The organism is Flavobacterium sp. JP2137, assembly GCF_050562195.1.
Classification (GTDB): Bacteria; Bacteroidota; Bacteroidia; order Flavobacteriales; family Flavobacteriaceae; genus Flavobacterium.
Window position 1 is genome coordinate 3,631,892 of the sequence record NZ_CP191647.1, and the last position, 20,416, is coordinate 3,652,307.

The following is a 20,416-nucleotide window of genomic DNA, read 5'->3' on the forward strand; positions in this document are numbered from 1 at the left end:
GACATCGCGATGAAAATAGCACTTTTGGGATATGGCAAGATGGGCCAAATTATCGAAAAAATAGCCCTCGAACGCGGTCACCAAATCGTACTGAAAAAAACCAGTACCGATACTTACGACCGCTTAGAACACGCCGACGTCGCCATAGATTTTAGCGTACCCACCGCAGCGGTAGCCAATATCCAAGCCGCTTTGGACCGCGGTATACCCGTTATTTCGGGAACCACGGGCTGGCTGGCCGATTACCAAGCCGTTTGCGACTATTGCCTCGACAAAAGAGGTGCCTTTCTATACGGCTCCAATTTTAGCGTAGGTGTCAACCTCTTCTTCCAACTCAACGCCTATTTGGCCGAACTCATGGCTCCCTTGCAAAACTATACAGCGGAGATTGAAGAAATTCACCACACCCAAAAATTAGACGCCCCTAGCGGTACAGCCATTAGTCTAGCACAGGGAATCATAAACAACAGTTCGTATACTCAGTGGACACTCAATCAAAAAAACACCGCACAGGATTTGCCGATTTTTGCCAAGCGAATCGACCAAGTACCCGGTACTCATACGGTTTCTTATAGCAGTGCCATCGATACGATCGAGATCAAACACACCGCCCACAACCGAAACGGTTTTGCCTTGGGCGCGGTGATTGCCGCAGAATGGATTTTTCATAAAAAAGGTATATTTTCTATGAAAGATGTTTTAAATTTGAAAAAATAACCCCGATTTTAAAAACTTAACCCCTTAGCTATGACACCTATTCAATGGTTTATATTTTTCCTCATCGTACAAGTTGTACACTTTGCTGGAACCTGGAAGTTATATCAAAAAGCCGGTAGAAAACCGTGGGAAGCCTTGGTTCCGGTCTACAATGCCATCGTATTGATGAAAATCATCAACCGACCAAGCTGGTGGGTTATCTTGCTTTTTATACCGATCGTCAACCTGATTATGTTTCCCGTTGTCTGGGTGGAAACCCTGCGCAGCTTCGGCAAAAACAAAACTGTCGATACCGTGTTGGGCGTGGCAACCCTTGGCTTATACATCTACTACATCAATTATGCCGTAGACGTTACTTATATCCCCAATCGCAGCCTCAAACCGGCAACCTCCTCTGGAGAAACCGTGAGTTCGATTTTATTTGCTGTGGTAGTCGCCACCTTAATTCACACCTATGTCGTACAGCCTTTTACCATTCCGACCTCGTCGTTGGAGAAAACCCTTTTGGTAGGAGACTTTCTATTTGTAAGCAAAATCAATTACGGCCCGCGTACACCGATGACGACCATCGCCTTGCCGATGGTACACGATTCCATACCGTTTACCAAAAGCAAATCTTACCTGATTAAACCGCATTTGCCCTATTTTAGATTTCCGGGCTTTGAAAAAGTACAGCACAACGACATCGTCGTGTTTAACTGGCCTACGGATACCGTATATGACTTTTCGGGCCGACCTGGAAAAGGTGTATACAAACCCATCGACAAAAAGTCCAACTACGTCAAGAGAACGGTCGGATTACCCGGCGAGCGCTTCGAAATTAGAGACGGTGTAGTCTATACCAACGACAAGGAACTGATTTTAAACGACCGTGCCAAGCTGCAATACGCCTATAAAATCGCTACAGACGGCACAGCTGTAGACCAAAATTACATCCTCAACGAATTAAAGATTACCGACCGCTTTGGTTATATAGCCGCAGATACCTTGTATTTTAGCGCAATCACTCAGGAAGCCATAGAAAAGCTACAGAGCTTTTCCTACATCAAAGAAGCCATTCGCATCATCGATCGCGAGCCGACCACGGCTATTTTTCCGCATTCCAAAAAATGGTCGCAAGACAACCTCGGTCCTATTGCAATACCGTACAAAGGGGAAGTCGTTCAATTAAACGCAGAAACCCTGCCGTTTTACCAACGCCTCATCACCGATTACGAAAACAACACCCTGGAAGTACAAGGAGATCAAATCAAGATAAACGGCGTGTCCACTTCGGAATACACCATTAAACAAGACTATTACTTTATGATGGGGGACAACCGTCACAATTCATTGGACAGTAGGTATTGGGGATTTGTACCCGAAGATCACATCGTGGGTAAACCCGTTTTTGTTTGGATGAGTTTAGATCAAAACATCCCTTGGGGCAAGGCCATCGATAAAATTCGTTGGGACCGCATGTTTACTACCGTTGGCGGTAGTGGCGAACCGGTATCTTACTTCAAGTACTTCTTGATTGTCGTAGTGGGATGGATTGGATACGATTTTTACAAAAAGAGAAAAGCTAAAAGAAAATCCTAAAGGAGATTTTAATACATGGATATTTTATTACACCCTACTTACTTTCCATCGATAAGTCAGTTTGTAGCCATGGCGCAAGCCGATACCATTACCTTTGAGGTAGCGGATAACTTTCAGAAACAAACCAATAGAAACCGCATGTACATCTACAGTGCCAATGGCCTGCAGCTGCTAAACATACCGGTTAAACACGCCTTAGAACACCATCAGAAATTCAAGGATGTTCGCATCGAATACGCGTTTAACTGGCAAAAACAACATCTGAAATCCTTAGAAGCCTCCTACAGAACTTCGCCTTATTTCGAGTACTTTGAAGACGATATACGTCCGATATTCGAAAAAAAGCAAGTGTTTATGCTGGACTTAAATTTTCAGATACACGAAATCCTAACCGATTGTTTGGGCATGCCCTTGCCCTATGCACAAACGACCGAATACATTAAAAAGCCGGAACAACTCCTAGACCTGCGTTCGCTGGCCGACGGAAAAAAAGACCGCGCTGCATTTGATCCCTATGTACAGGTCTTTGACGAAAAATACGGTTTTATCAACAATTTAAGCATCTTGGATCTGCTGTTTAACGAAGGCAGACACGCGGTGGATTACCTCAAAAAACAAACCTTACTCATCGAGGATAGCTAACAAAAAAAAAACGCTCTTAGGAGCGTTTTTTTTGTGGTATATCGAAGTCTAATCCGCGGTAATCTCATCTGATTTCTCGACCATTTTCAATCGAGCCGCTATGGGATAATGATCGGAATTGATAAAGTCGTCGTAGGTTTTAAACGCCTTGACCTCTATGCGATTATCGACAAATACATAATCGATTCTCGCGGGGTAATAAACAAAGTGGTAGCTCTTTCCAAAGCCATAGCCCGCTTCGACAAAAGCGTCTTGCAAATCGCCTCTAATGTTGCGATACACATAAGAAAAGGCGCTGTTGTTCATGTCGCCGCAAATGATCTTTGGATGTTTGGAATCGTCCATGTGCGATTGAATCAACTCCGATTGCAATTGTTGCTCCTTAAAAGCCACACTCAAGCGATTGAAAATCAATTTCGATTTCTTTTCGTCGATCTTTTCATGGATATCGGGACTGATGTTGACCGATTGCAAGTGCATACTGTACACGCGCAAGGTATCTTTACCCTTAACGATATCGGCATAAATGACGTTGTTGTTGGAATTGGGAAAGTGTATCTCGCCTTTGTCAATCATGCGGTACTTGGAAAATATAGCCTGTCCCGTTTGTATGTTTTGCCCGTGTTTGGTGGTATACTTAAACTTGTACTGCGGAAACTTCAATTTCGCATTCTTGGAGTACTCTTGCAAACACAAAACGTCCGGATCCTCGTGATCGACAAACTCCTTGATCTTTGCAGCCACGTCCGCATCTTTAATCCAGTTAAACAGATTGAACAAGCGCACGTTGTAACTCATCACGACAAAGTCGTCTTCGTGTAGGGGCGTTTCACGTCCGCTAAACTTGTAGAACTTATTGATAAAAGTCGTTCCCAGCAGCAAAATCACTGCCGACAACAATAACTGTCTTTTAAACTGCAACCCCCAATACACCAGAAAAAAGATATTGGCAATGAGGAGCATGGGTAAAATCAGGGTTAAAACCGAGAGAAAAGGAAATAATTTCGGGGCTAAAAACGGCAAAAAATACCCGAGCAATGTCAGTATCGCCAAGATAATATTTAAAAAAAATACTGTTTTATTAAACCACGAAAGTCTTTTCATAAATCGATCGAATGCTGTGGAACTACTTCCCTATTTTAAATAAAAAATCCTTTTCCTCTTTGCTCAAACTCTCATAACCCGACTTGCTGATCTTATCTAGAATATGGTCAATCCGCTGTTGTTGCGGATCTTTCTCCCTTTCGGAAGCAATCATTTTCGCCGGAGGAGCATCGTTGTTTTGTCGTGCCCGATCGGTATTGACATGCACTTTTCTAAAGGGGTGTTTTGCCGGTTTGGGACGAAACAACTGCGCCAACTGATCGAGGACATACGTCAAAGGCTTGCTGATATCCCATCCTTTTTGCAGGGCTTTGATAAATAAAAACCCAAAAAACGCACCGCCTAAATGCGCGATATGTCCACCGGTATTGCTTGCGGGTATCTGAATCAAATCCATGATGATCAACCCCAAGGCGATGTGCCACATCTTAACGTGACCAATGAGCAACAGCCGCACTTGCATATAGGGCGCATAAGTAGCTAACGCTACTAGGGCTGCCATTATTGCGGCAGAAGCCCCGACGAGTATGATACCCGTGTTGAATACCAAGCTGGACAACACGTAAAACACTCCGCCAAAGACAGCGCCAAAACAATATACCGCAAAGAATTGCTTCTGTGTAAAATAAGTCATAAACAACCGCCCAACAAAGTTCAATACAATCATATTAAAGATCAAGTGAAAGATATTGGCGTGTAAAAAGGCGTAGGTAAAAAAGCTCCACGGTCGCGATAGGGCGATATGCGACTTAGACGACAGTCCTATCCACCCCAACAGCAGTTGGTAAAAGGAGGGGATAAAGGCGTTTAAAATAAAAAAAACGACAGTAACACCGATATTCCAAAACAATAACTTTTGAACGATACCGCCAATTCTGTATTGCATTTTAAAATCATCTAATAGTGCCATGGTTGCAAATTGTTTAGCCGGTGAATTAACGATCCCAGCGATTTTGTTCAAATTGATTTTTTTTCCAGTACCACATCATCAGAAAACCGATTACAGCCCCGCCTATATGCGCAAAATGCGCAATACCCGTGGAACCGCCAAAAATCGATCCGCCGTTCAATCCCAAGTACAAATCCATCACCAATATACCCGGTACAAAGTACTTGGCTTTAATCGGCACCGGAATAAACATCAAGGCCAGCTCTGCATTGGGAAACATAAAGGCAAAGGCCACCAACAACCCATATATCGCTCCAGAGGCTCCGACAGCACGCGTGTTATACGACGACAACATACTTTGCAAGCCGTCGTTAGAGAGGAACTGGGCCCAGCGCGAATCGTATTTTCCCTCGGCCAAAGTTGCGAGGATATGCTGTTGGTCAAATCCATTTTCCACCAAGGTACTTATACCCTGATGCACCAAGTAATAATTTACACCACTGTGCAACAAGGCAGCGCCCAGACCGCAGGAAATGTAAAAAAACAAAAACTTCTTACTGCCCCAAAAATGCTCTAAAGCCGAACCAAACGAATACAGGGCAAACATGTTAAAAAACAAGTGCATCCAACTGCCGTGCATAAACATGTGGGTCAAGATCTGCCAGTATTGAAAATACGGGTTCTCAAAATAAAACAAAGCCAAGTATTCATCCATTGCAGGGACAAACTGAGCCCCTAAGAAAAATATAACGTTTATAATCAACAGTTGCTTTACTGTTTCAGTGATTTTCATCATAAGGTGAATTTTTTATCGATGTCTTCTACGCGCATCGTGATAAATGTTGGTTTTAAAAAAGGCGAAACGCTGGGCTCTTTACAAGCGAAAAGCGAATTTACCAAATTTTCTTGTTCTTCGTCATTTAAATAAGCACCGGACTTGACGGCCAAACTCAAGGCCAAAGATTTGGCGATTCGATCGGTTTGACTAAAAGACATTTCGGGCAACTCCCCTTGTAAGTCGTTCAGCAAATCTTCCAGTACTATAGAGGCCTCACTTTCGGCCACGTGTACGGGCAAGCCCGATATAACCACCTTATCCGAATCTATAGACTCAAAAATAAAGCCAGTTTGTTTGAGTGCGCCTTCCAATTCGCGCAGCAATTCAATTTCAAAAGGCGCGTAATACAGCGGCAAGGGAAACAACAATTGTTGGCTCGTGGCTTGTTGCACGGTGATATTGCTCAAAAACTTCTCGTACAATATGCGCTGATGCGCCCGTCTTTGGTCGATGACAACCAAACCGGATTTGATCGGGCTAATGAGGTATTTTTTATTCAACTGAAAAGAGCGGCTGTGCGACTTCTCATCGATCAACCCTTCAAACAGCGAGCTCGCTTGAACATCTTCTTCCAAATTCAAGCCCGACAAATCGATATCATCCGCCGAAGATTTTAACCCCTCATAGAGCGTTTCCCAAGACCCGCTCGTATCGGGTTTCTCAAAGCTCGGCGAAAAAACGGGCTTTGAAAAAGCGCTACCGCCACTGCCACTTGAAAACGATTGGGAACCGCCAGAACGAGGTTCAAACGGCGTTCTGCTCTTTTTAGTATCGCTGTCGTCCTCGCGAAACGGATTAAAATTGGTATCGACCTGAATCGTCGGCGTCGCGGCCTTTTTCTCTTTAAAATCGTAAGGCGTATCCATGGTCGCATCGCGCTGAAAATCCAGCACTGGCGACACGTTAAACTGTCCCAAACTGTGTTTAATCGCCGAGCGCAAAATCGCGTATAAGGCTTGTTCGTCGTCGAACTTCACCTCGGTTTTAGTCGGGTGAATATTGATATCTATAGAATTGGGCGGTAGGGTCAGATACAGAAAGTAACTCGGATGCGTGCCCTCTTTGAGCAAGCCTTCAAAGGCCGCCAATACCGCATGATGCAAATAACCGCTTTTGATAAAGCGCTCGTTGACAAAGAAAAACTGTTCTCCCCTACTGCGCTTGGCAAATTCGGGTTTTCCCACAAAACCACTAATGCCGATAATCTCGGTATTCTCCTGAACAGGCACCAGTTTTTCATTGGTTTTAGCGCCGAAGATATTGACGATTCGCTGTCTAAAATTGGAAACCGGCAGGTTAAACATTTCACTGCCGTTGTGAATCAATATAAAATGTATCGAACTGTGCGCCAAGGCGATTCGTTCAAACTCATCGATGATATGACGGAATTCCACCGTATTGGACTTTAAAAAATTACGGCGTGCCGGAATGTTAAAAAACAAATTTTTAACGGCAAAAGACGTCCCCTGTGGCACTACAGCCACCTCTTGCGAAGTCACCTTGCTGCCCTCGATCACCAAATGCGTTCCCAGCTCCTCATCGATTGGGCGGGTCTTTAATTCCACGTGCGCAATAGCCGCAATAGAAGCCAAGGCCTCACCGCGAAACCCTTTGGTGCTCAGTGCAAACAAATCCTCTGCAACCGAAATCTTCGAGGTCGCATGCCGTTCAAAAGCCATACGCGCATCGGTCTCGCCCATACCCTTGCCGTTGTCGATTACTTGAATAAGGGTTTTTCCCGCCTCCTTAACCACTAACTTGATTTCGGTGGCTCCGGCATCTACGGCGTTCTCCACCAACTCCTTGACCACCGAAGCAGGGCGTTGAACCACTTCTCCAGCAGCAATTTGATTAGCGACATGATCGGGCAGTAATCGGATTACATTTGACATTTAAAACGTTTTTGAAGAGTAAACCCAAAGAGTTTAAAAATTAGACTAAAAACACAAAGTTAAAGAATAAATACCGGCTTTCTAAAGATGGGTTTTACTAAATATTATATAAAAAAAGAAAACCTGTAAAAGAGTTTCTTACAGGTTTTTTAAAAGTTACGTTCCAGGCGATGCGCTGGCCTATTGCTGATTCAGGGCAATCATCTTCAAAGCAGCTACTGCGGCTTCTGTACCTTTATTCCCGTGGATTCCTCCACTTCTATCCAGGGATTGCTGTTCGTTGTTATCCGTCAATACACAGAAGATAACCGGTACCTCCGAAATCAGATTCAAATCCTTTATTCCGTGGGTTACGCCTTCGCAAACAAATTCAAAGTGCATCGTCTCCCCTTTGATCACACAGCCGATTACGATTACGGCATCGACCTCTAGGGTTTCTATCATTTTCTTAGCTCCGAATATCAATTCAAAACTTCCCGGTACATCCCAGCGAACCAAGTTCTCCGGTAACAGACCGCAATCCAACAAGGCCGCTTGAGCACCTGCAAACAAACCGTTGGTCACTTGATCGTTCCATTCCGAAACCACAATACCAACCGTAAATTCTTTTGCATCAGGCAAAGTCGCCTTATTGTATTCCGAAAGATTTTTATTTGCCGTCGCCATAATAAGTCGTTATTGTGCCATACCAATCATCATGTCTACCGTATTGGCTTCTGCAGATGTTTGATAGTTGTTTTTAATTTCGTTAAACAATTTCAACGCTTCTTCTTTTTTACCCAAATCCAAAGCGACCATGCCTGCTTTGTTTAAAAAACGAGGCGAGGTAAAATCATTCTTATTGGCAGCTGCCGCTTTTTGATAAAACTCAAAAGCATCTTCCTTTTGGTTCAATTCAGAAAAAGCATCACCTATACCCCCCAAAGCCAAAGCTCCCAATAGCATATCCTTAGATTTAAACTGCTCTAAATGCGCTATAGCCTCTTTGTTTTTTCCCAGGTTTAAATATGCCATTCCCGCATAGTAATTAGCCAAATTAGCCGATTCAGTGCCCGAATACGTTTCTGTAATTCCGATAAATCCCAATTTGCCTTCTCCGCCTTTAAGGGCTAAGTTATATAAGGAATCACTAGCTACTGCATTGGTCGTTGCTTCTTGAAAATAAGTTTGCGCTTGAAACATTTCGTTAGCAGCTTCGTCATTCTTAGGTTCAACTACGAATTTATCGTACAAAACATATCCTACAGTAAGTAAAGCTATTGCCCCAACAGCACCAAAAATATACTTTTGGTTTCTAGCTACCCAGCCTTCCATTTTAGAAGCCCCTTTATCCAAAGAATTGAATACATCAGCCGTAGTGCTCGATTGCGCATTTACTTGGCTGAATTGATCAAACTCACCCGCTTCTTTTTCTTCTTCTGGTTTCGGTGCTTTATAACCTCTTTTATTATAAGTTGCCATGTACTAAAAATTTTATGAGTGGCAAAAATAGGATTTTTATTGAAATATAAAAGTGCTTTCTATTGATATTTTTGATAATTTGCAGCAAAATTGAAAAAACAAGCACTTCCAATCCTAAAAGAACACTTCTAGCGTGTATTTAAAAAAGTTAACCCTACTCAATTACAAAAACATAAGCGATCAAAATTTTGATTTTAACAAAAAAATCAACTGTTTTATCGGCAAAAACGGCGTGGGCAAAACCAATGTCCTAGACGCTATTTACTACCTGGCTTATGGCAAGAGCTACTTCAATCCCATCGCGTTGCAAAACATCCAACACGGCACGGATTTTTTTGTAATCGACGGCGTTTTCGACAAAGAACAGCGCGAGGAACACCTGGTGTGCAGCCTTCGAAAAGGACAAAAAAAGTCGCTCAAGAGAAACGGCAAAGCCTACGAGCGCTTTTCCGACCACTTTGGCTTTATACCTTTAGTGATCATATCCCCCTCCGACAGCGACCTAATTACCGAAGGCAGCGAAATGCGCCGCAAGTTTATGGACAGCGTTATTTCACAACTCGACTCCAATTACCTGCAGCAGCTCATACAATATCAGAAATTAATCCAACAGCGCAATGCCCTCTTGAAGTACTTTGCGCTCAACCACACTTTTGAATCGGCCACCTTGGAGGTCTATAACGAACGCCTTGCCCTGCTCGCCCAACCGATCTTTGAAAAGAGAAAAGCCTTTATCGACACCTTTACCCCGATTTTCAACAGCTACCACGAACAGATCACCCAAAAACAAGAAACGGTCCAATTGCGCTATGAAAGTCAGCTCTTTGACAAGTCGGCCTTGGAATTGTTTTCCGACAACCTCTCCAAAGACCGCGTCTTGCAATACACCAGCACCGGAATTCACAAAGACGACCTCGCCTTTGAACTCGGCGAACACCCCATCAAAAAATTCGGATCTCAGGGACAGCAAAAATCCTTTCTAATCGCCTTAAAACTCGCCCAGTTTGACTTCCTAAAAAAGCAAAGCGGCGTGGCGCCCATATTGCTCTTTGACGACATCTTTGACAAGCTCGACGAAGACCGCGTTCGCCAGATCATCGAACTGGTACATCAGGAAACCTTCGGACAATTGTTTATTTCCGATACCCACGAAGACCGTACAGAACGCCTGCTAAACAGCATTGACCAGGAGTTTGAAATATTTAAAATTGACCGCCAATTTTAAATATTTCAAACCGAGAAATCTTATCTTTGTTGGCGACTAAAACGATTTGACCATCATGATTCCAGCTACCGACATTTCCTTAAAAGACTACAATACTTTTGGCATCGACGTAAAAGCCCAGCGCTTTATCGTAGCTACAACACAAGAGCAACTGCTGTCTATATTGAAAACCCATAGCGATCAGGCCCTCTTTTTTCTCGGTGGCGGCAGCAATATGCTGCTCACCAAAGACATTGAGGCCTTGGTAATTCAGCTGGCGATCAAGGGAAAACGCATACTGCGTCAAGACGACGACTTTGCTTGGGTAGAGGCACAAGTAGGCGAGAATTGGCACGAATTTGTCTTGTGGACCCTGGAACGCGACTTGGGCGGACTGGAAAACCTTTCCCTGATTCCCGGACAAGTGGGCACCACCCCCATACAAAACATCGGCGCCTACGGCGTGGAAGTCAAAGATCACTTGGTAGAATGCGTAGCACTGCGCCTCAAAGACCTGAGTTTGGTTACCTTTAGCAATAGCCAATGCGCTTTTGATTACCGGGAAAGCATCTTTAAAAACGAATTTAAAGACCAATACATCGTGTTGTCGGTCGTCTTTAAACTCAGCAAGAGAAATCACCAGCTGCAAATCGGATATGGAGCCATAAAAGCGGCATTGCAGGAGCAAAAAATCGCCCAGCCCAGCATTCAAGACGTCAGCAAGGCGGTCATCGCCATTAGAGAAAGCAAATTGCCCAATCCCAAAGAAATCGGAAACAGCGGTAGTTTCTTTAAGAATCCCGTGATTTCCGTAGAACAATTCCGAGAACTGCAAGCGGTGCATCCCGAAATGCCGTTCTATACCGTTGACGAGCAAACGGTGAAAGTTCCCGCAGGCTGGCTTATAGAACAAGCCGGTTTTAAGGGAAAACGCTTTGGCGATGCCGGTGTACACGACAAACAAGCCTTGGTGTTAGTCAATTACGGCAAGGCTACCGGAGCGGAAATCGCCCAATTAGCCGAAGCGATACAAGCCCGGGTTTCCGAAAAGTTTAACATTAAAATTTGCGCCGAAGTAAATATTTTTTAGTAGTCAAAATCCCTAGTAAAACCGTACATTTGCTTTCCTTATTTTGAAACGTAAATCGCCCTTATGCTAACGATTCTATTTTATATTTTCATTGGAATTGTGCTGACACAAATCCTGTATTACATCTCTGTTTTTGGTCCGATCACCTTTGGTCAAACACAGAAAAGCACGCCTAAACGCATACCGGTTTCGGTATTGGTCTGCGTTAAAAACCAAGTGGAGCCCTTAAAAAAGCTGCTTCCCATCTTGGTTAGCCAATCCTATCCCGATTTTGAAATCGTACTGATCAACAATGCCTCCACAGACGAGTCGCTGGATTTGATGAAGGAATACGCCGCCAATCATCCCCATATAAAAATTGTCGATGTTATCAATAACGAAGCCTTTTGGGGCAATAAAAAATACGCGCTTACCCTGGGTATCAAGGCGGCAAAAAACGAATACCTCCTCTTTGTAGAACCGGATTCCTATCCCGATTCCCCACAGTGGATCATGAACCTCAGCGCCCAATTTACCCTGCATAAAACCATAGTCTTGGGACATGCTCGCATTGCGCCCAAAGCAAAATCTTGGACCAACAAGCTGTTTCGCTTTCAGCAAACCCTGCAAACCCTACACACTTTTTCCTGGACGCTGATGGGCAAACCCTTTATGGGAACCGGTCGGAATTTTGGCTATAAAAAAGAAGAATTCTTTAGCGTAAACGGTTTTATAGACCACATGAACCTCCCTTATGGCGAGGATGTGCTGTTTATCAATCAAATTGCGCATTCAAAAAACACCACTATATGCGACTCCCCTATGGGATTCACCACCACCACAGTCGACAACCGTTTTAAAAATTGGACCGCGGCAATCTCCCATCAAAACAAACTACTCGCACTGCTCGGACTCGGCGATCAGTTAAAGATTCGCTTCTTTAATTTTACCCAAATCAGCCTGCTGATTAGCGCGAGTATTTTATTCGCTTTTCAAGTGGAATGGATGATCGTTTTAGCCATCTTATTGTTTCGCTATTTGGTCGTTTGGATTTACATGAGCAAAACCTTTAAAAAATTTAATGAAAAAGATATTAGCTATTGGTTTCCCGCGTTAGAGTTTATTCATACATTTACTCAAAGTATCGTGTTTATTAGTCATTTATTTTCACCTAAGAAAAATTGAAAATACCTCTTGAGTCTTTAGAAAACCATATCTCTTTAGCGATTGAAGGAGATCAGATCGCTTTTACCTTTCTTCTAAATCATTTTTGGAACGAGGTTTTTAATTTTATACTCAAGAGAACGGGCAATGAAGCAGACGCCGAAGACATCACCATTGAAACCTTTGCGAAGGCCTTTGACAAACTGGCAACGTACAACGCCAAGTTCGCTTTTAACACCTGGCTCATCGCCATTGCCAAAAACGTGCATATCGATTTGATTCGCAAGAGAAAAAACTCCCATTTCCTAGAAATCAACGACGACGAAAACCAATATTACAACAACATCGCCGACGAGTCGCCCTCTGTAGAAGACGAACTCATTCGCAAGCAAAACCTCAACACCCTGCTCAATCTGATCAAGCAACTGAAACCCCATTATCAGGAAGTCATTCAATTGCGCTATTTTCAAGAACTCAGCTATAACGAAATAGCAGAGATACTCGAAGAACCGTTAAACAACGTCAAAATCAAATTGTTGCGCGCGCGAAAGCTCCTCCTCGAAATCATCATTTACTACCGCAACAACACCGTGGAATAAGACCGTGTTTTAGCGCGGCAGAATACCTCATCTACCGACCGCCGACTTACCACCTCGTTTATCCATCGACAAAAACCGACACGCCTGCTGGCTAACAACGGCCTTTATGGACGCGATTTCCATAAAAAAAGCAGTTGCGAAACGAGTTCACAACTGCTAAATCGGCAAATGACTCGCCTATATATCTACGGTACCACCAAAAACCAAGGTCTTTACGCTTGCAACACCGTTATCATTTCATCCCATGTCAATACCTGCTGGTCTCCCGACCCCAAGTGCTTTAACGTATATTTTTGTTGACTCATCTCATCCGATCCGACGATAACCGCGTACGGTATCCCCTTTTTATCGGCATATTGAAATTGCTTACCCATTTTTGCCGCATCGGGATATATCTCGGTTTTTATACCCAGGTGACGCATTTTTACCACAGCCGTAAAGGCATAGTCCATTTCGGCTTCACCCAAATTGAGAAAAATCACCTTAGACGCTGCAAGCACCGCCGGCGGAAACAAGCCCAACTCTTCCATCACCAAATAAATGCGGTCCAATCCGAAAGAAATCCCGACACCACTGACGTTTTTAAGTCCAAAAATTCCGGTAAGATCGTCGTAGCGACCACCACCACCGATAGAACCCAATTGTACCGCTTCGGGCGCAGCCACTTCAAAAATAGCACCGGTGTAGTAATTCAAACCGCGAGCCAGGGTAACGTCTAAATTTAAATGAGCGGACTGCAATCCAGCGGCCAGCGCTTTCTCGCATACGAATCGCAATTCTGCAACTCCCTTCATCCCCTCTTCGGAACTGCTCAACATCAATTCGAGCTGATCGAGTTTTTCCGCAAAACTGCCCTGCAAGGCAAAGAGCGGAGCCACAGCATCGATTGCCGCCTCCGAAATCCCCTTTTCGAGCATCTCCTTTTTAACGCCGTCTTCACCGATCTTGTCCAATTTATCCAAAGCCACGGTAAAGTCTATCAAACTGTCCTTAGCTCCGATAACCTCGGCAATGCCAGACAGTATTTTTCGGTTATTGATCTTGATTGTCGTTCCCTGAATTCCCAAAGCATGAAAAACCGTATCGTATAACAGTATAAACTCCACTTCTTGCCACAGCGAATTCGATCCAACAACATCGGCATCACATTGAAAAAATTCTCTATAACGCCCTTTTTGCGGACGATCCGCACGCCAAACCGGCTGAATCTGGTAGCGCTTAAACGGAAAATCAATCTCGTTTTGGTGCATCACCACATAACGCGCAAAAGGCACCGTCAAATCGTAACGCAGCGCTTTTTCCGATATGTGCGGAATCAACTTCTGACTGTCTTTACCGGCCAAAACCGCCTCGTCAGCCTTCGCCAAATAATCGCCGGAATTCAGTATCTTAAAGATCAGGCGATCGCCCTCTTCTCCATACTTACCCATCAAAGTTTCATAATTCTCAAAGGAAGGCGTCTCGATCGGATGGAACCCAAATTTTTCAAACCCCTGTCTGATCGTTTGAATAATATACTGTCTTCTCGCTACTTCACTCGGTGAAAAATCTCGGGTTCCCTTCGGAATACTGGGTTTCTGTGCCATCGTTTCTTGTTAATTGATTTCATTATACTTCACTTACAAAAATACTGCTTTTTTTAGGATTAACCCGACTGTGCAAATAGATAATTTTACCGTTCAAACGACATTAAAAATCCAAAACACACCAAATAAATCCTTTTATGCCCCATATACCGCAACTTATCTTTAAATTTACCCTCAATCGCTGCAATTGTTGCGCGCCAGCTGTAACAAATCGCACACAGCAGCTACTTATAGAGATATGCTTAGACTCGTAAAAGAAAATACCAAGATTGCCTTAGGCGCTATTCGCTCCCAATTGTTGAGAACGGTTATCACTGTTTTTATCATCGCCATTGGTATTTGGGCCTTGGTGGGAATTTTATCGGTGGTATCCGCCTTAAAGAACACCATCGTGGAGGACTTTGCCTCTATGGGCGCCAGCACTTTTACGATTGAGCAATACGACTATGCCGCGCGGATGACCAAGAGCAAAAACGACAGCAAACCCAATCCGATTATCACCTATGCCGAAGCCAAAGCTTTTAAGGACAACTACAACTTTCCCTCCTCGGCGACATCGATATCCTTTCATGCCGCTTCCAATATCGAAGTAAAGCACGAAGCTCAAAAAACAGACCCCGAAGTGATGATAGTCGGAACAGACGAAAATTATTTAAGCAACAGCGGTCTCCAACTGGTTTCCGGTCGGAGTTTTACCGATTTTGACCTTAGCAACAACAGTTATGTATGCGTTTTGGGTTCGGATTTCGCCAAGGGCCTCTTTAAAAATGTGTCGCCTATCGGCAAAACACTCTCGATACGAGGGGCTAAATTCAAAGTCATCGGCCTGTTAAAAGAAAAGGGAAGTACTTTTGGCAAGAATGAAGATTTACGGGTATTCATCCCCTTGCCCATCGCCCGATCCCTGTTTACACAACCGTCGATCAACTACGAAATCAAGGTATCGGTACGTCAGGAAATGCTGTTAAATCAAGGTATTGACCAGGCGGTAATCACCATGAGAAACATCCGAAAAACAACGCCTATACACCCCAACAATTTCGGAATCGAACGCAGCGACGACCTGATTAAGACCCTGCTTTCGCAAATCACCATGCTCCATGTCAGCGCTTGGCTCATCGGCATCATTACCATATTGGGATCGTCGATTGCCTTGATGAATATCATGTTGGTGTCGGTTACCGAGCGCACCCGAGAAATTGGCGTGCGCAAATCACTGGGCGCCAAACGCAGCACCATCGCCTGGCAATTCTTTACGGAAACCCTGGTCATCGGACAACTGGGCGGACTGCTTGGCACCATACTCGGCATCGCAACGGGCTACGGCATATCGACCGTCATCCACTTTGCGTTTACCATACCCTGGATGGCCATAATAGCGGCATTCATCACCACCTTTGTCGTGGCCATAGTTTCGGGTTCCTATCCTGCAATCAAAGCCTCGCGACTCGATCCGGTAGAAGCCCTGAGATACGAATAATTTTTTTTTGGAGCAATATCGACTTCGGTTTTTCCGCTATCCCCGCCCGCTTTCCACTGTATCTTTTTACCGGCTACGCCCTGTAAAAAGGATGCCGTTTCAATCGGGGCTATATCCGCCATAGTGCATACCGCAGCAGCGCACATCGCCGAAAGAATCGGCGTTTTACAACAGCGCTTTCCGCTGCGCGCGAAGCATGCGCTCGTTGTCGCGAAAATCGCGTTTCAACTCGGGCTCTTCAAACCGCTCTGCATCGATGAGTTGCAGCGTTTCCGCACCTAAGTACTGATTGATTTCAAAAAACAACCAGCCCGAGGGCAGCAAGGCCGCTGCGGCCAATTCGGCGATCTTGCGGTAAAAGAGCAACGGATTGTGGTCCGGAACAAACAGCGCCAAAGCCGGTTCATACACCTTGACATTGTTGTGAATTTCGACCTTTTCCAAGTCCCGCACATAGGGCGGATTGGAAACAATCACGTCAAAACAATCCGACAAAGCCGCCGTATCCAATATGTTTTGCAACACCCATTCCACCTCTACACCGTTTAAAACCGCATTCTTCGCCCCAACTTCCAAGGCCATTTCCGACACGTCTATAGCCGTGACATGCGCCAAGGGCAACTTCTTGGCCAGGGTAATCGCAATGCACCCACTGCCCGTACCCACATCCAATATCCGCAGCGGTCGGTCTGCAGGCACCGTTTGTAAAATCCACTCCACCAGCTCTTCCGTCTCCGGACGAGGTATCAAAACCCCTTCGGTTACAAAAAAGGTCAAATCGTAAAAATAAGCCTGCTCCAACACGTATTGCAACGGCCTTTCCCGCTCCAAATCACGCAAATACCGCTGCCACAAAACCCCCGTATCTTCCCGGGCTTCCGCTAGCGGATTCAGCACAAAATCCATCTTGGTCTTTTGTTCCAATTGCTCCAAGCAGCGGTAAAAGAACAGCTCGATTTCCTCAGGTTCATAAAGCTTTTTTAGGGTTTCGACAAATTGGTGTTTTATATTTTTTAGCGTCATAAGGCAGAGCGATTTGAGACAAAGTAGCTTCTTTAATTGAAAAAGCGTAATTTTGTTCAAAGATACAGTTTTATAATTTTGGAGACACACAAAGCTTATATTTTACGATGCCTGGAACTCGCGCAAATGGGCACCTTTGCCGCATTGCCCAACCCCAGTGTGGGCGCGGTAATCGTCTATAAAAACCGCATTATTGGCGAGGGATACACCCAAGCCTATGGCGGTGCACATGCCGAAGTGGGCGCTATTGGTTCGGTCAAAAATCCCGAGTGGTTCAAGGATTCCACCCTATACGTTAGCTTGGAGCCCTGTAGCCATTACGGCAAAACACCGCCCTGTGCAGATTTGATTATCCAAATGCAAATACCCCGAGTGGTCATTGGCACAATCGATCCCTTTGCACAGGTGTGTGGACGGGGAATCGCCAAGCTCAAAGCTGCTGGTATCGAAGTGATTACCGGAGTTTTGGAAGCCGAATGCCGCCACAGCAATCGGCGCTTTTTTGTTTTCCACCAAAAAAAACGCCCGTATATCATCCTGAAATGGGCCGAATCCGTCGACGGTTTTATCGCCCCTGCCCAGCGCGAACAAACGCAACCCGTATGGCTTACCCACGCGTATTCCCGACAGCTCGTACACAAATGGCGCAGTGAAGAAACGGCCTTTTTGGTCGGCGCTCAAACCGTCATCGACGACAATCCCTCGCTGACCACCAGAGACTGGTACGGCAAAGACCCCGTGCGCATCTATATCGATCGCGACGGCAGCATACCCGCCACGTCTACGGTCAAAGACGGCACGGTAAAAACCATTTGCATCACGGCAAATTCCAACTTGGTATCCTCGGAAAACCACCACTATGAAGTGGTAAACTTCGCGCAATCCCTGCCCGAGCAAATTTGTTGCGTACTCTATCGCCATCAGCTGTGTTCCCTAGTCGTAGAAGGAGGAGCCCAAACGCTTCAAAGTTTTATCGATGCCGAATTATGGGACGAAGCCCGCGTTTTCAAGAGCGAACTCCCCCTAAAACAAGGCACCCCAAAACCGACGATTCGCTATGACAACGCCACAGTAACCACCCTTTTAGACAATCAGCTTTGGCTGATTCACCCCTAAAGTTATACCCTTGGAAAAAGACACCTACCAAACACTGGCACAGCCCTCCGAAGAAATTTTGTTCAAAGAAAAAAACAGCAAGTTTTTCGGATATGCCTTTCCCATCACCGACGAAGACGACGTCAAAAGGCATTTAGAAGATTTAAAGAAAATGCACCACGCCGCTCGGCATTGGTGTTATGCCTTTCAATTGGGAACCGACCAGCGCTATTTTAGAGCCAACGACGACGGAGAACCCAACAACAGTGCCGGTATGCCTATTTACGGGCAAATACAGTCCTTTGAGCTCACAAATGTACTCATTGTAGTCGTTCGCTATTTCGGAGGCGTAAAACTCGGCGTAGGAGGCTTGATTACCGCCTACAAAACCGCCGCGCAACTCGCGCTAGAAGAGAGCGAAATATCCGAGCGCACCATCGATACCGCCTTTCGCATTCAATTTGAATACAAAGACATGAACAAGGTGATGCGCGTGATCAAAGAAAAAAACTTAAACATCCTCAGCCAAACCATGGCCATGAGTTGTGAGATTGCACTGTCGATTCGCAAAAGCGAATTTCAAAGCGTCCTGACCGCCTTTGAACCGCTGTATGAAGTGCGCATCCTAACCGATGACGAGGCACAATAGGCGCTTGATTGCGCCGTTGTACTAATTCAACTTATGGGCTTCCTTAAATTTAGCGACCAATGCAGCCAATTCCAAATCCTTGGCCTCTTGGTTACTCCATTCCATAATGTCGTAGCCCGGTTGCTCAATGACAAAGTAAACCAACGCATCGATATACTCTTTGGGCATATTAAAGCGCTTGATCAAATATTCATCGGGATAGAATTTTTTGAAATACTGAAAATTCACATCGTCCCGAGCGTAGTCCAATGCTTTTCGCTGTTGCTTGCGCCTGCCGTTAAACATATTGATGATGGGCGTCAGGCTAAATGAGGTGAGGCTAAACGGATAATAACTCTCGGCGAGGTATTGACGCTCGGCCTGGGAGTATTTTTTCATCTTCAATCCCAGCGGATCCACGTGGCTACCCTTGCTTTCAATAACGATTTCCTCCAAGCTCTGCCCCTTTTTCAACAGCGTCAACTCCAACTGTTTTGCCAAAGCGATTTCCGGCGTTATGGTAATGGTTTCCCCCTTGAGGTCGTCGGACCAAAACGACAAAACATCGCCTTCCCCAACCTCGATGGAGAAATAGCCCGTCAAATCGCTTTTGAGTTGCTGGTTGGTCGTCAGGTTTTTGACGTGTATCACTTGCTGACCACTTTTATAAACCTTAGCCCGACCGTCTATTAAAATGCGTTGCTGAGCAAACGCATTACTACACATCAAAGCCAAAAAAATCAAAAACTTATACGTATTCCCCATCATAGTGTTTTAAAAAATAAATCGAATTATAAAAAGAGAATGACCTCCCTGTATATTCTATAAAAATACTGTTTTTTATCGAACCATTAAAAACAATTTACAGACTGCTTAGGCGTTCGATAATATAGGCTGGAGGCACGACGGGACGCTTGGTTTTCATGTCTACAAATACCAAAACGGAGTTGCCTATTGTTAATAAGTCTCCCGCTTCATTGAGGATCTCGTAATCGAATTCAATCTTGACAGAAGTCTGACTTTTAAACAAAGTACGCACGGTTAAGAGATCGTCGTACAAAGCCGGTTTTTTATAAGTCATACTCAGGGAAACCACCGGAAGCATCACGCCCGTATTTTCTAGCTTTTTATAGGAAAGCCCAAGGTTTCTAAGCCATTCCACGCGTCCCATCTCAAAATACTGTGCGTAATTACCGTGATAAACCACGCCCATTTGATCGGTTTCCGCATAGCGAACTCTAAGCTGAATTTCAAAGTTTTTCATATTATATTTATTATATTTGTTTTAAACGGAAATACTTTTATACTTACGTTTTTATTTTGAAAAATGCAATATGCAAACCATTTTTTTTTACAGAAAATTGTTCACATATTTGTCATCCCCAAAAGACGAAGTATTTATTCCAAATACCATTAGTAAGTAACTTAATAATAATTCTAAACA

Annotated in this window: 20 protein-coding genes; 10 read left to right on the forward strand and 10 right to left on the reverse strand. The window is 44.5% G+C overall.

From position 1 onward, the window contains the following. The first annotated feature begins 9 nt into the window (after nucleotides 1-9). Genes dapB through ACQZ43_RS16065 form a run of 3 tightly spaced genes read left to right on the forward strand, consistent with a single transcriptional unit; the run spans nucleotide 10 to nucleotide 2,940 of the window. Complete coding sequence (dapB, locus tag ACQZ43_RS16055; RefSeq protein ID WP_430613726.1) at nucleotides 10-717, forward strand: 4-hydroxy-tetrahydrodipicolinate reductase; 708 nt, start codon at nucleotides 10-12, stop codon at nucleotides 715-717. 30 nt (nucleotides 718-747) lie between these two features. Further along, nucleotides 748-2,298 (forward strand): signal peptidase I, encoded by a 1,551-nt coding sequence (gene lepB / locus ACQZ43_RS16060; RefSeq protein ID WP_430613728.1) that lies wholly within the window; start codon nucleotides 748-750, stop codon nucleotides 2,296-2,298. Nucleotides 2,299-2,313: 15 nt separating this feature from the next. Beyond that, a complete protein-coding gene (locus ACQZ43_RS16065; RefSeq protein WP_430613730.1) occupies nucleotides 2,314-2,940 on the forward strand; it encodes a WbqC family protein in 627 nt (208 codons plus the stop codon). 48 nt (nucleotides 2,941-2,988) lie between these two features. Here the strand turns inward: ACQZ43_RS16065 and ACQZ43_RS16070 are convergent, their stop codons facing one another. The 6 genes from ACQZ43_RS16070 to ACQZ43_RS16095 form a co-directional block, all read right to left on the reverse strand. Continuing rightward, nucleotides 2,989-4,044: an endonuclease/exonuclease/phosphatase family protein gene (locus ACQZ43_RS16070; protein WP_430613732.1), complete on the reverse strand. Its 1,056-nt coding sequence runs from the start codon at nucleotides 4,042-4,044 to the stop codon at nucleotides 2,989-2,991. Between the two features lie 22 nt (nucleotides 4,045-4,066). Continuing rightward, on the reverse strand, nucleotides 4,067-4,954 hold the full coding sequence (locus ACQZ43_RS16075) for a rhomboid family intramembrane serine protease (protein ID WP_430613734.1): 888 nt from the start codon (nucleotides 4,952-4,954) through the stop codon (nucleotides 4,067-4,069). 25 nt (nucleotides 4,955-4,979) lie between these two features. After that, a complete protein-coding gene (locus tag ACQZ43_RS16080) occupies nucleotides 4,980-5,729 on the reverse strand; it encodes a rhomboid family intramembrane serine protease (protein ID WP_430613736.1) in 750 nt (249 codons plus the stop codon). Next, nucleotides 5,726-7,663, reverse strand: a complete 1,938-nt coding sequence (mutL, locus tag ACQZ43_RS16085; RefSeq protein ID WP_430613737.1) for a DNA mismatch repair endonuclease MutL — start codon at nucleotides 7,661-7,663, stop codon at nucleotides 5,726-5,728. The genes ACQZ43_RS16080 and mutL overlap by 4 nt, the downstream gene beginning before the upstream one ends. 180 nt (nucleotides 7,664-7,843) lie before the next feature. Continuing rightward, nucleotides 7,844-8,329, reverse strand: coding sequence for a 6,7-dimethyl-8-ribityllumazine synthase (gene ribH / locus ACQZ43_RS16090; RefSeq protein WP_430613738.1), 486 nt, complete (start codon nucleotides 8,327-8,329; stop codon nucleotides 7,844-7,846). A gap of 9 nt (nucleotides 8,330-8,338) precedes the next feature. Then, a complete protein-coding gene (locus ACQZ43_RS16095) occupies nucleotides 8,339-9,124 on the reverse strand; it encodes a tetratricopeptide repeat protein (protein WP_430613739.1) in 786 nt (261 codons plus the stop codon). Between the two features lie 133 nt (nucleotides 9,125-9,257). Between ACQZ43_RS16095 and recF the strand changes: the two genes are divergently transcribed. The 4 genes from recF (at nucleotide 9,258) to ACQZ43_RS16115 (ending at nucleotide 13,160) form a co-directional block, all read left to right on the forward strand. Then, nucleotides 9,258-10,349 (forward strand): DNA replication/repair protein RecF, encoded by a 1,092-nt coding sequence (gene recF / locus ACQZ43_RS16100; protein ID WP_430613740.1) that lies wholly within the window; start codon nucleotides 9,258-9,260, stop codon nucleotides 10,347-10,349. Nucleotides 10,350-10,404: 55 nt separating this feature from the next. Beyond that, nucleotides 10,405-11,418, forward strand: coding sequence for a UDP-N-acetylmuramate dehydrogenase (gene murB, locus ACQZ43_RS16105; RefSeq protein WP_430613742.1), 1,014 nt, complete (start codon nucleotides 10,405-10,407; stop codon nucleotides 11,416-11,418). Nucleotides 11,419-11,481: 63 nt separating this feature from the next. After that, a complete protein-coding gene (locus ACQZ43_RS16110) occupies nucleotides 11,482-12,582 on the forward strand; it encodes a glycosyltransferase (RefSeq protein WP_430613743.1) in 1,101 nt (366 codons plus the stop codon). Next, nucleotides 12,579-13,160: an RNA polymerase sigma factor gene (locus ACQZ43_RS16115; protein ID WP_430613744.1), complete on the forward strand. Its 582-nt coding sequence runs from the start codon at nucleotides 12,579-12,581 to the stop codon at nucleotides 13,158-13,160. Before ACQZ43_RS16110 ends, ACQZ43_RS16115 begins: the two co-directional genes overlap by 4 nt. A gap of 212 nt (nucleotides 13,161-13,372) precedes the next feature. Here the strand turns inward: ACQZ43_RS16115 and hisS are convergent, their stop codons facing one another. Continuing rightward, the gene (gene hisS, locus ACQZ43_RS16120; RefSeq protein ID WP_430613745.1) at nucleotides 13,373-14,746 is read right to left on the reverse strand and encodes a histidine--tRNA ligase; all 1,374 of its coding nucleotides are present in this window, start codon (nucleotides 14,744-14,746) and stop codon (nucleotides 13,373-13,375) included. Nucleotides 14,747-14,984: 238 nt separating this feature from the next. Here hisS and ACQZ43_RS16125 point away from each other — a divergent pair, with 238 nt between their 5' ends. Next, nucleotides 14,985-16,226, forward strand: coding sequence for an ABC transporter permease (locus tag ACQZ43_RS16125; protein WP_430613747.1), 1,242 nt, complete (start codon nucleotides 14,985-14,987; stop codon nucleotides 16,224-16,226). A 165-nt stretch (nucleotides 16,227-16,391) separates the two neighbouring features. On the opposite strand, the gene prmC is transcribed toward ACQZ43_RS16125, so the two are convergent. After that, nucleotides 16,392-17,249: a peptide chain release factor N(5)-glutamine methyltransferase gene (gene prmC / locus ACQZ43_RS16130; protein WP_430613748.1), complete on the reverse strand. Its 858-nt coding sequence runs from the start codon at nucleotides 17,247-17,249 to the stop codon at nucleotides 16,392-16,394. Nucleotides 17,250-17,327: 78 nt separating this feature from the next. Here prmC and ribD point away from each other — a divergent pair, with 78 nt between their 5' ends. Both ribD and ACQZ43_RS16140 read left to right on the forward strand, forming a co-directional pair. Next, nucleotides 17,328-18,365: a bifunctional diaminohydroxyphosphoribosylaminopyrimidine deaminase/5-amino-6-(5-phosphoribosylamino)uracil reductase RibD gene (gene ribD, locus ACQZ43_RS16135; RefSeq protein ID WP_430613750.1), complete on the forward strand. Its 1,038-nt coding sequence runs from the start codon at nucleotides 17,328-17,330 to the stop codon at nucleotides 18,363-18,365. A 4-nt stretch (nucleotides 18,366-18,369) separates the two neighbouring features. Continuing rightward, the gene (locus tag ACQZ43_RS16140; RefSeq protein ID WP_430615715.1) at nucleotides 18,370-18,993 is read left to right on the forward strand and encodes an IMPACT family protein; all 624 of its coding nucleotides are present in this window, start codon (nucleotides 18,370-18,372) and stop codon (nucleotides 18,991-18,993) included. 21 nt (nucleotides 18,994-19,014) lie between these two features. On the opposite strand, the gene ACQZ43_RS16145 is transcribed toward ACQZ43_RS16140, so the two are convergent. Together ACQZ43_RS16145 and ACQZ43_RS16150 are read right to left on the reverse strand one after the other, a co-directional pair. After that, nucleotides 19,015-19,740 (reverse strand): hypothetical protein, encoded by a 726-nt coding sequence (locus ACQZ43_RS16145; protein ID WP_430613751.1) that lies wholly within the window; start codon nucleotides 19,738-19,740, stop codon nucleotides 19,015-19,017. Nucleotides 19,741-19,834: 94 nt separating this feature from the next. Next, complete coding sequence (locus ACQZ43_RS16150; RefSeq protein WP_430613753.1) at nucleotides 19,835-20,236, reverse strand: acyl-CoA thioesterase; 402 nt, start codon at nucleotides 20,234-20,236, stop codon at nucleotides 19,835-19,837. Between the last annotated feature and the right edge of the window lie 180 nt (nucleotides 20,237-20,416).

Bases quoted from the DNA above. Each gene is read 5' to 3' on its own strand.
- dapB (WP_430613726.1), top strand. From the start codon at position 10: ATGAAAATAGCACTTTTGGGATATGGCAAGATGGGCCAAATTATCGAA.
- prmC (WP_430613748.1), bottom strand. From the start codon at position 17,249: ATGACGCTAAAAAATATAAAACACCAATTTGTCGAAACCCTAAAAAAG.
- ACQZ43_RS16080 (WP_430613736.1), bottom strand. From the start codon at position 5,729: ATGATGAAAATCACTGAAACAGTAAAGCAACTGTTGATTATAAACGTT.
- hisS (WP_430613745.1), bottom strand. From the start codon at position 14,746: ATGGCACAGAAACCCAGTATTCCGAAGGGAACCCGAGATTTTTCACCG.
- ACQZ43_RS16075 (WP_430613734.1), bottom strand. From the start codon at position 4,954: ATGGCACTATTAGATGATTTTAAAATGCAATACAGAATTGGCGGTATC.
- ACQZ43_RS16065 (WP_430613730.1), top strand. From the start codon at position 2,314: ATGGATATTTTATTACACCCTACTTACTTTCCATCGATAAGTCAGTTT.
- mutL (WP_430613737.1), bottom strand. From the start codon at position 7,663: ATGTCAAATGTAATCCGATTACTGCCCGATCATGTCGCTAATCAAATT.
- ribH (WP_430613738.1), bottom strand. From the start codon at position 8,329: ATGGCGACGGCAAATAAAAATCTTTCGGAATACAATAAGGCGACTTTG.
- ACQZ43_RS16095 (WP_430613739.1), bottom strand. From the start codon at position 9,124: ATGGCAACTTATAATAAAAGAGGTTATAAAGCACCGAAACCAGAAGAA.
- murB (WP_430613742.1), top strand. From the start codon at position 10,405: ATGATTCCAGCTACCGACATTTCCTTAAAAGACTACAATACTTTTGGC.
- ACQZ43_RS16145 (WP_430613751.1), bottom strand. From the start codon at position 19,740: ATGATGGGGAATACGTATAAGTTTTTGATTTTTTTGGCTTTGATGTGT.
- ACQZ43_RS16150 (WP_430613753.1), bottom strand. From the start codon at position 20,236: ATGAAAAACTTTGAAATTCAGCTTAGAGTTCGCTATGCGGAAACCGAT.
- ACQZ43_RS16125 (WP_430613747.1), top strand. From the start codon at position 14,985: ATGCTTAGACTCGTAAAAGAAAATACCAAGATTGCCTTAGGCGCTATT.
- lepB (WP_430613728.1), top strand. From the start codon at position 748: ATGACACCTATTCAATGGTTTATATTTTTCCTCATCGTACAAGTTGTA.
- ACQZ43_RS16110 (WP_430613743.1), top strand. From the start codon at position 11,482: ATGCTAACGATTCTATTTTATATTTTCATTGGAATTGTGCTGACACAA.
- ACQZ43_RS16070 (WP_430613732.1), bottom strand. From the start codon at position 4,044: ATGAAAAGACTTTCGTGGTTTAATAAAACAGTATTTTTTTTAAATATT.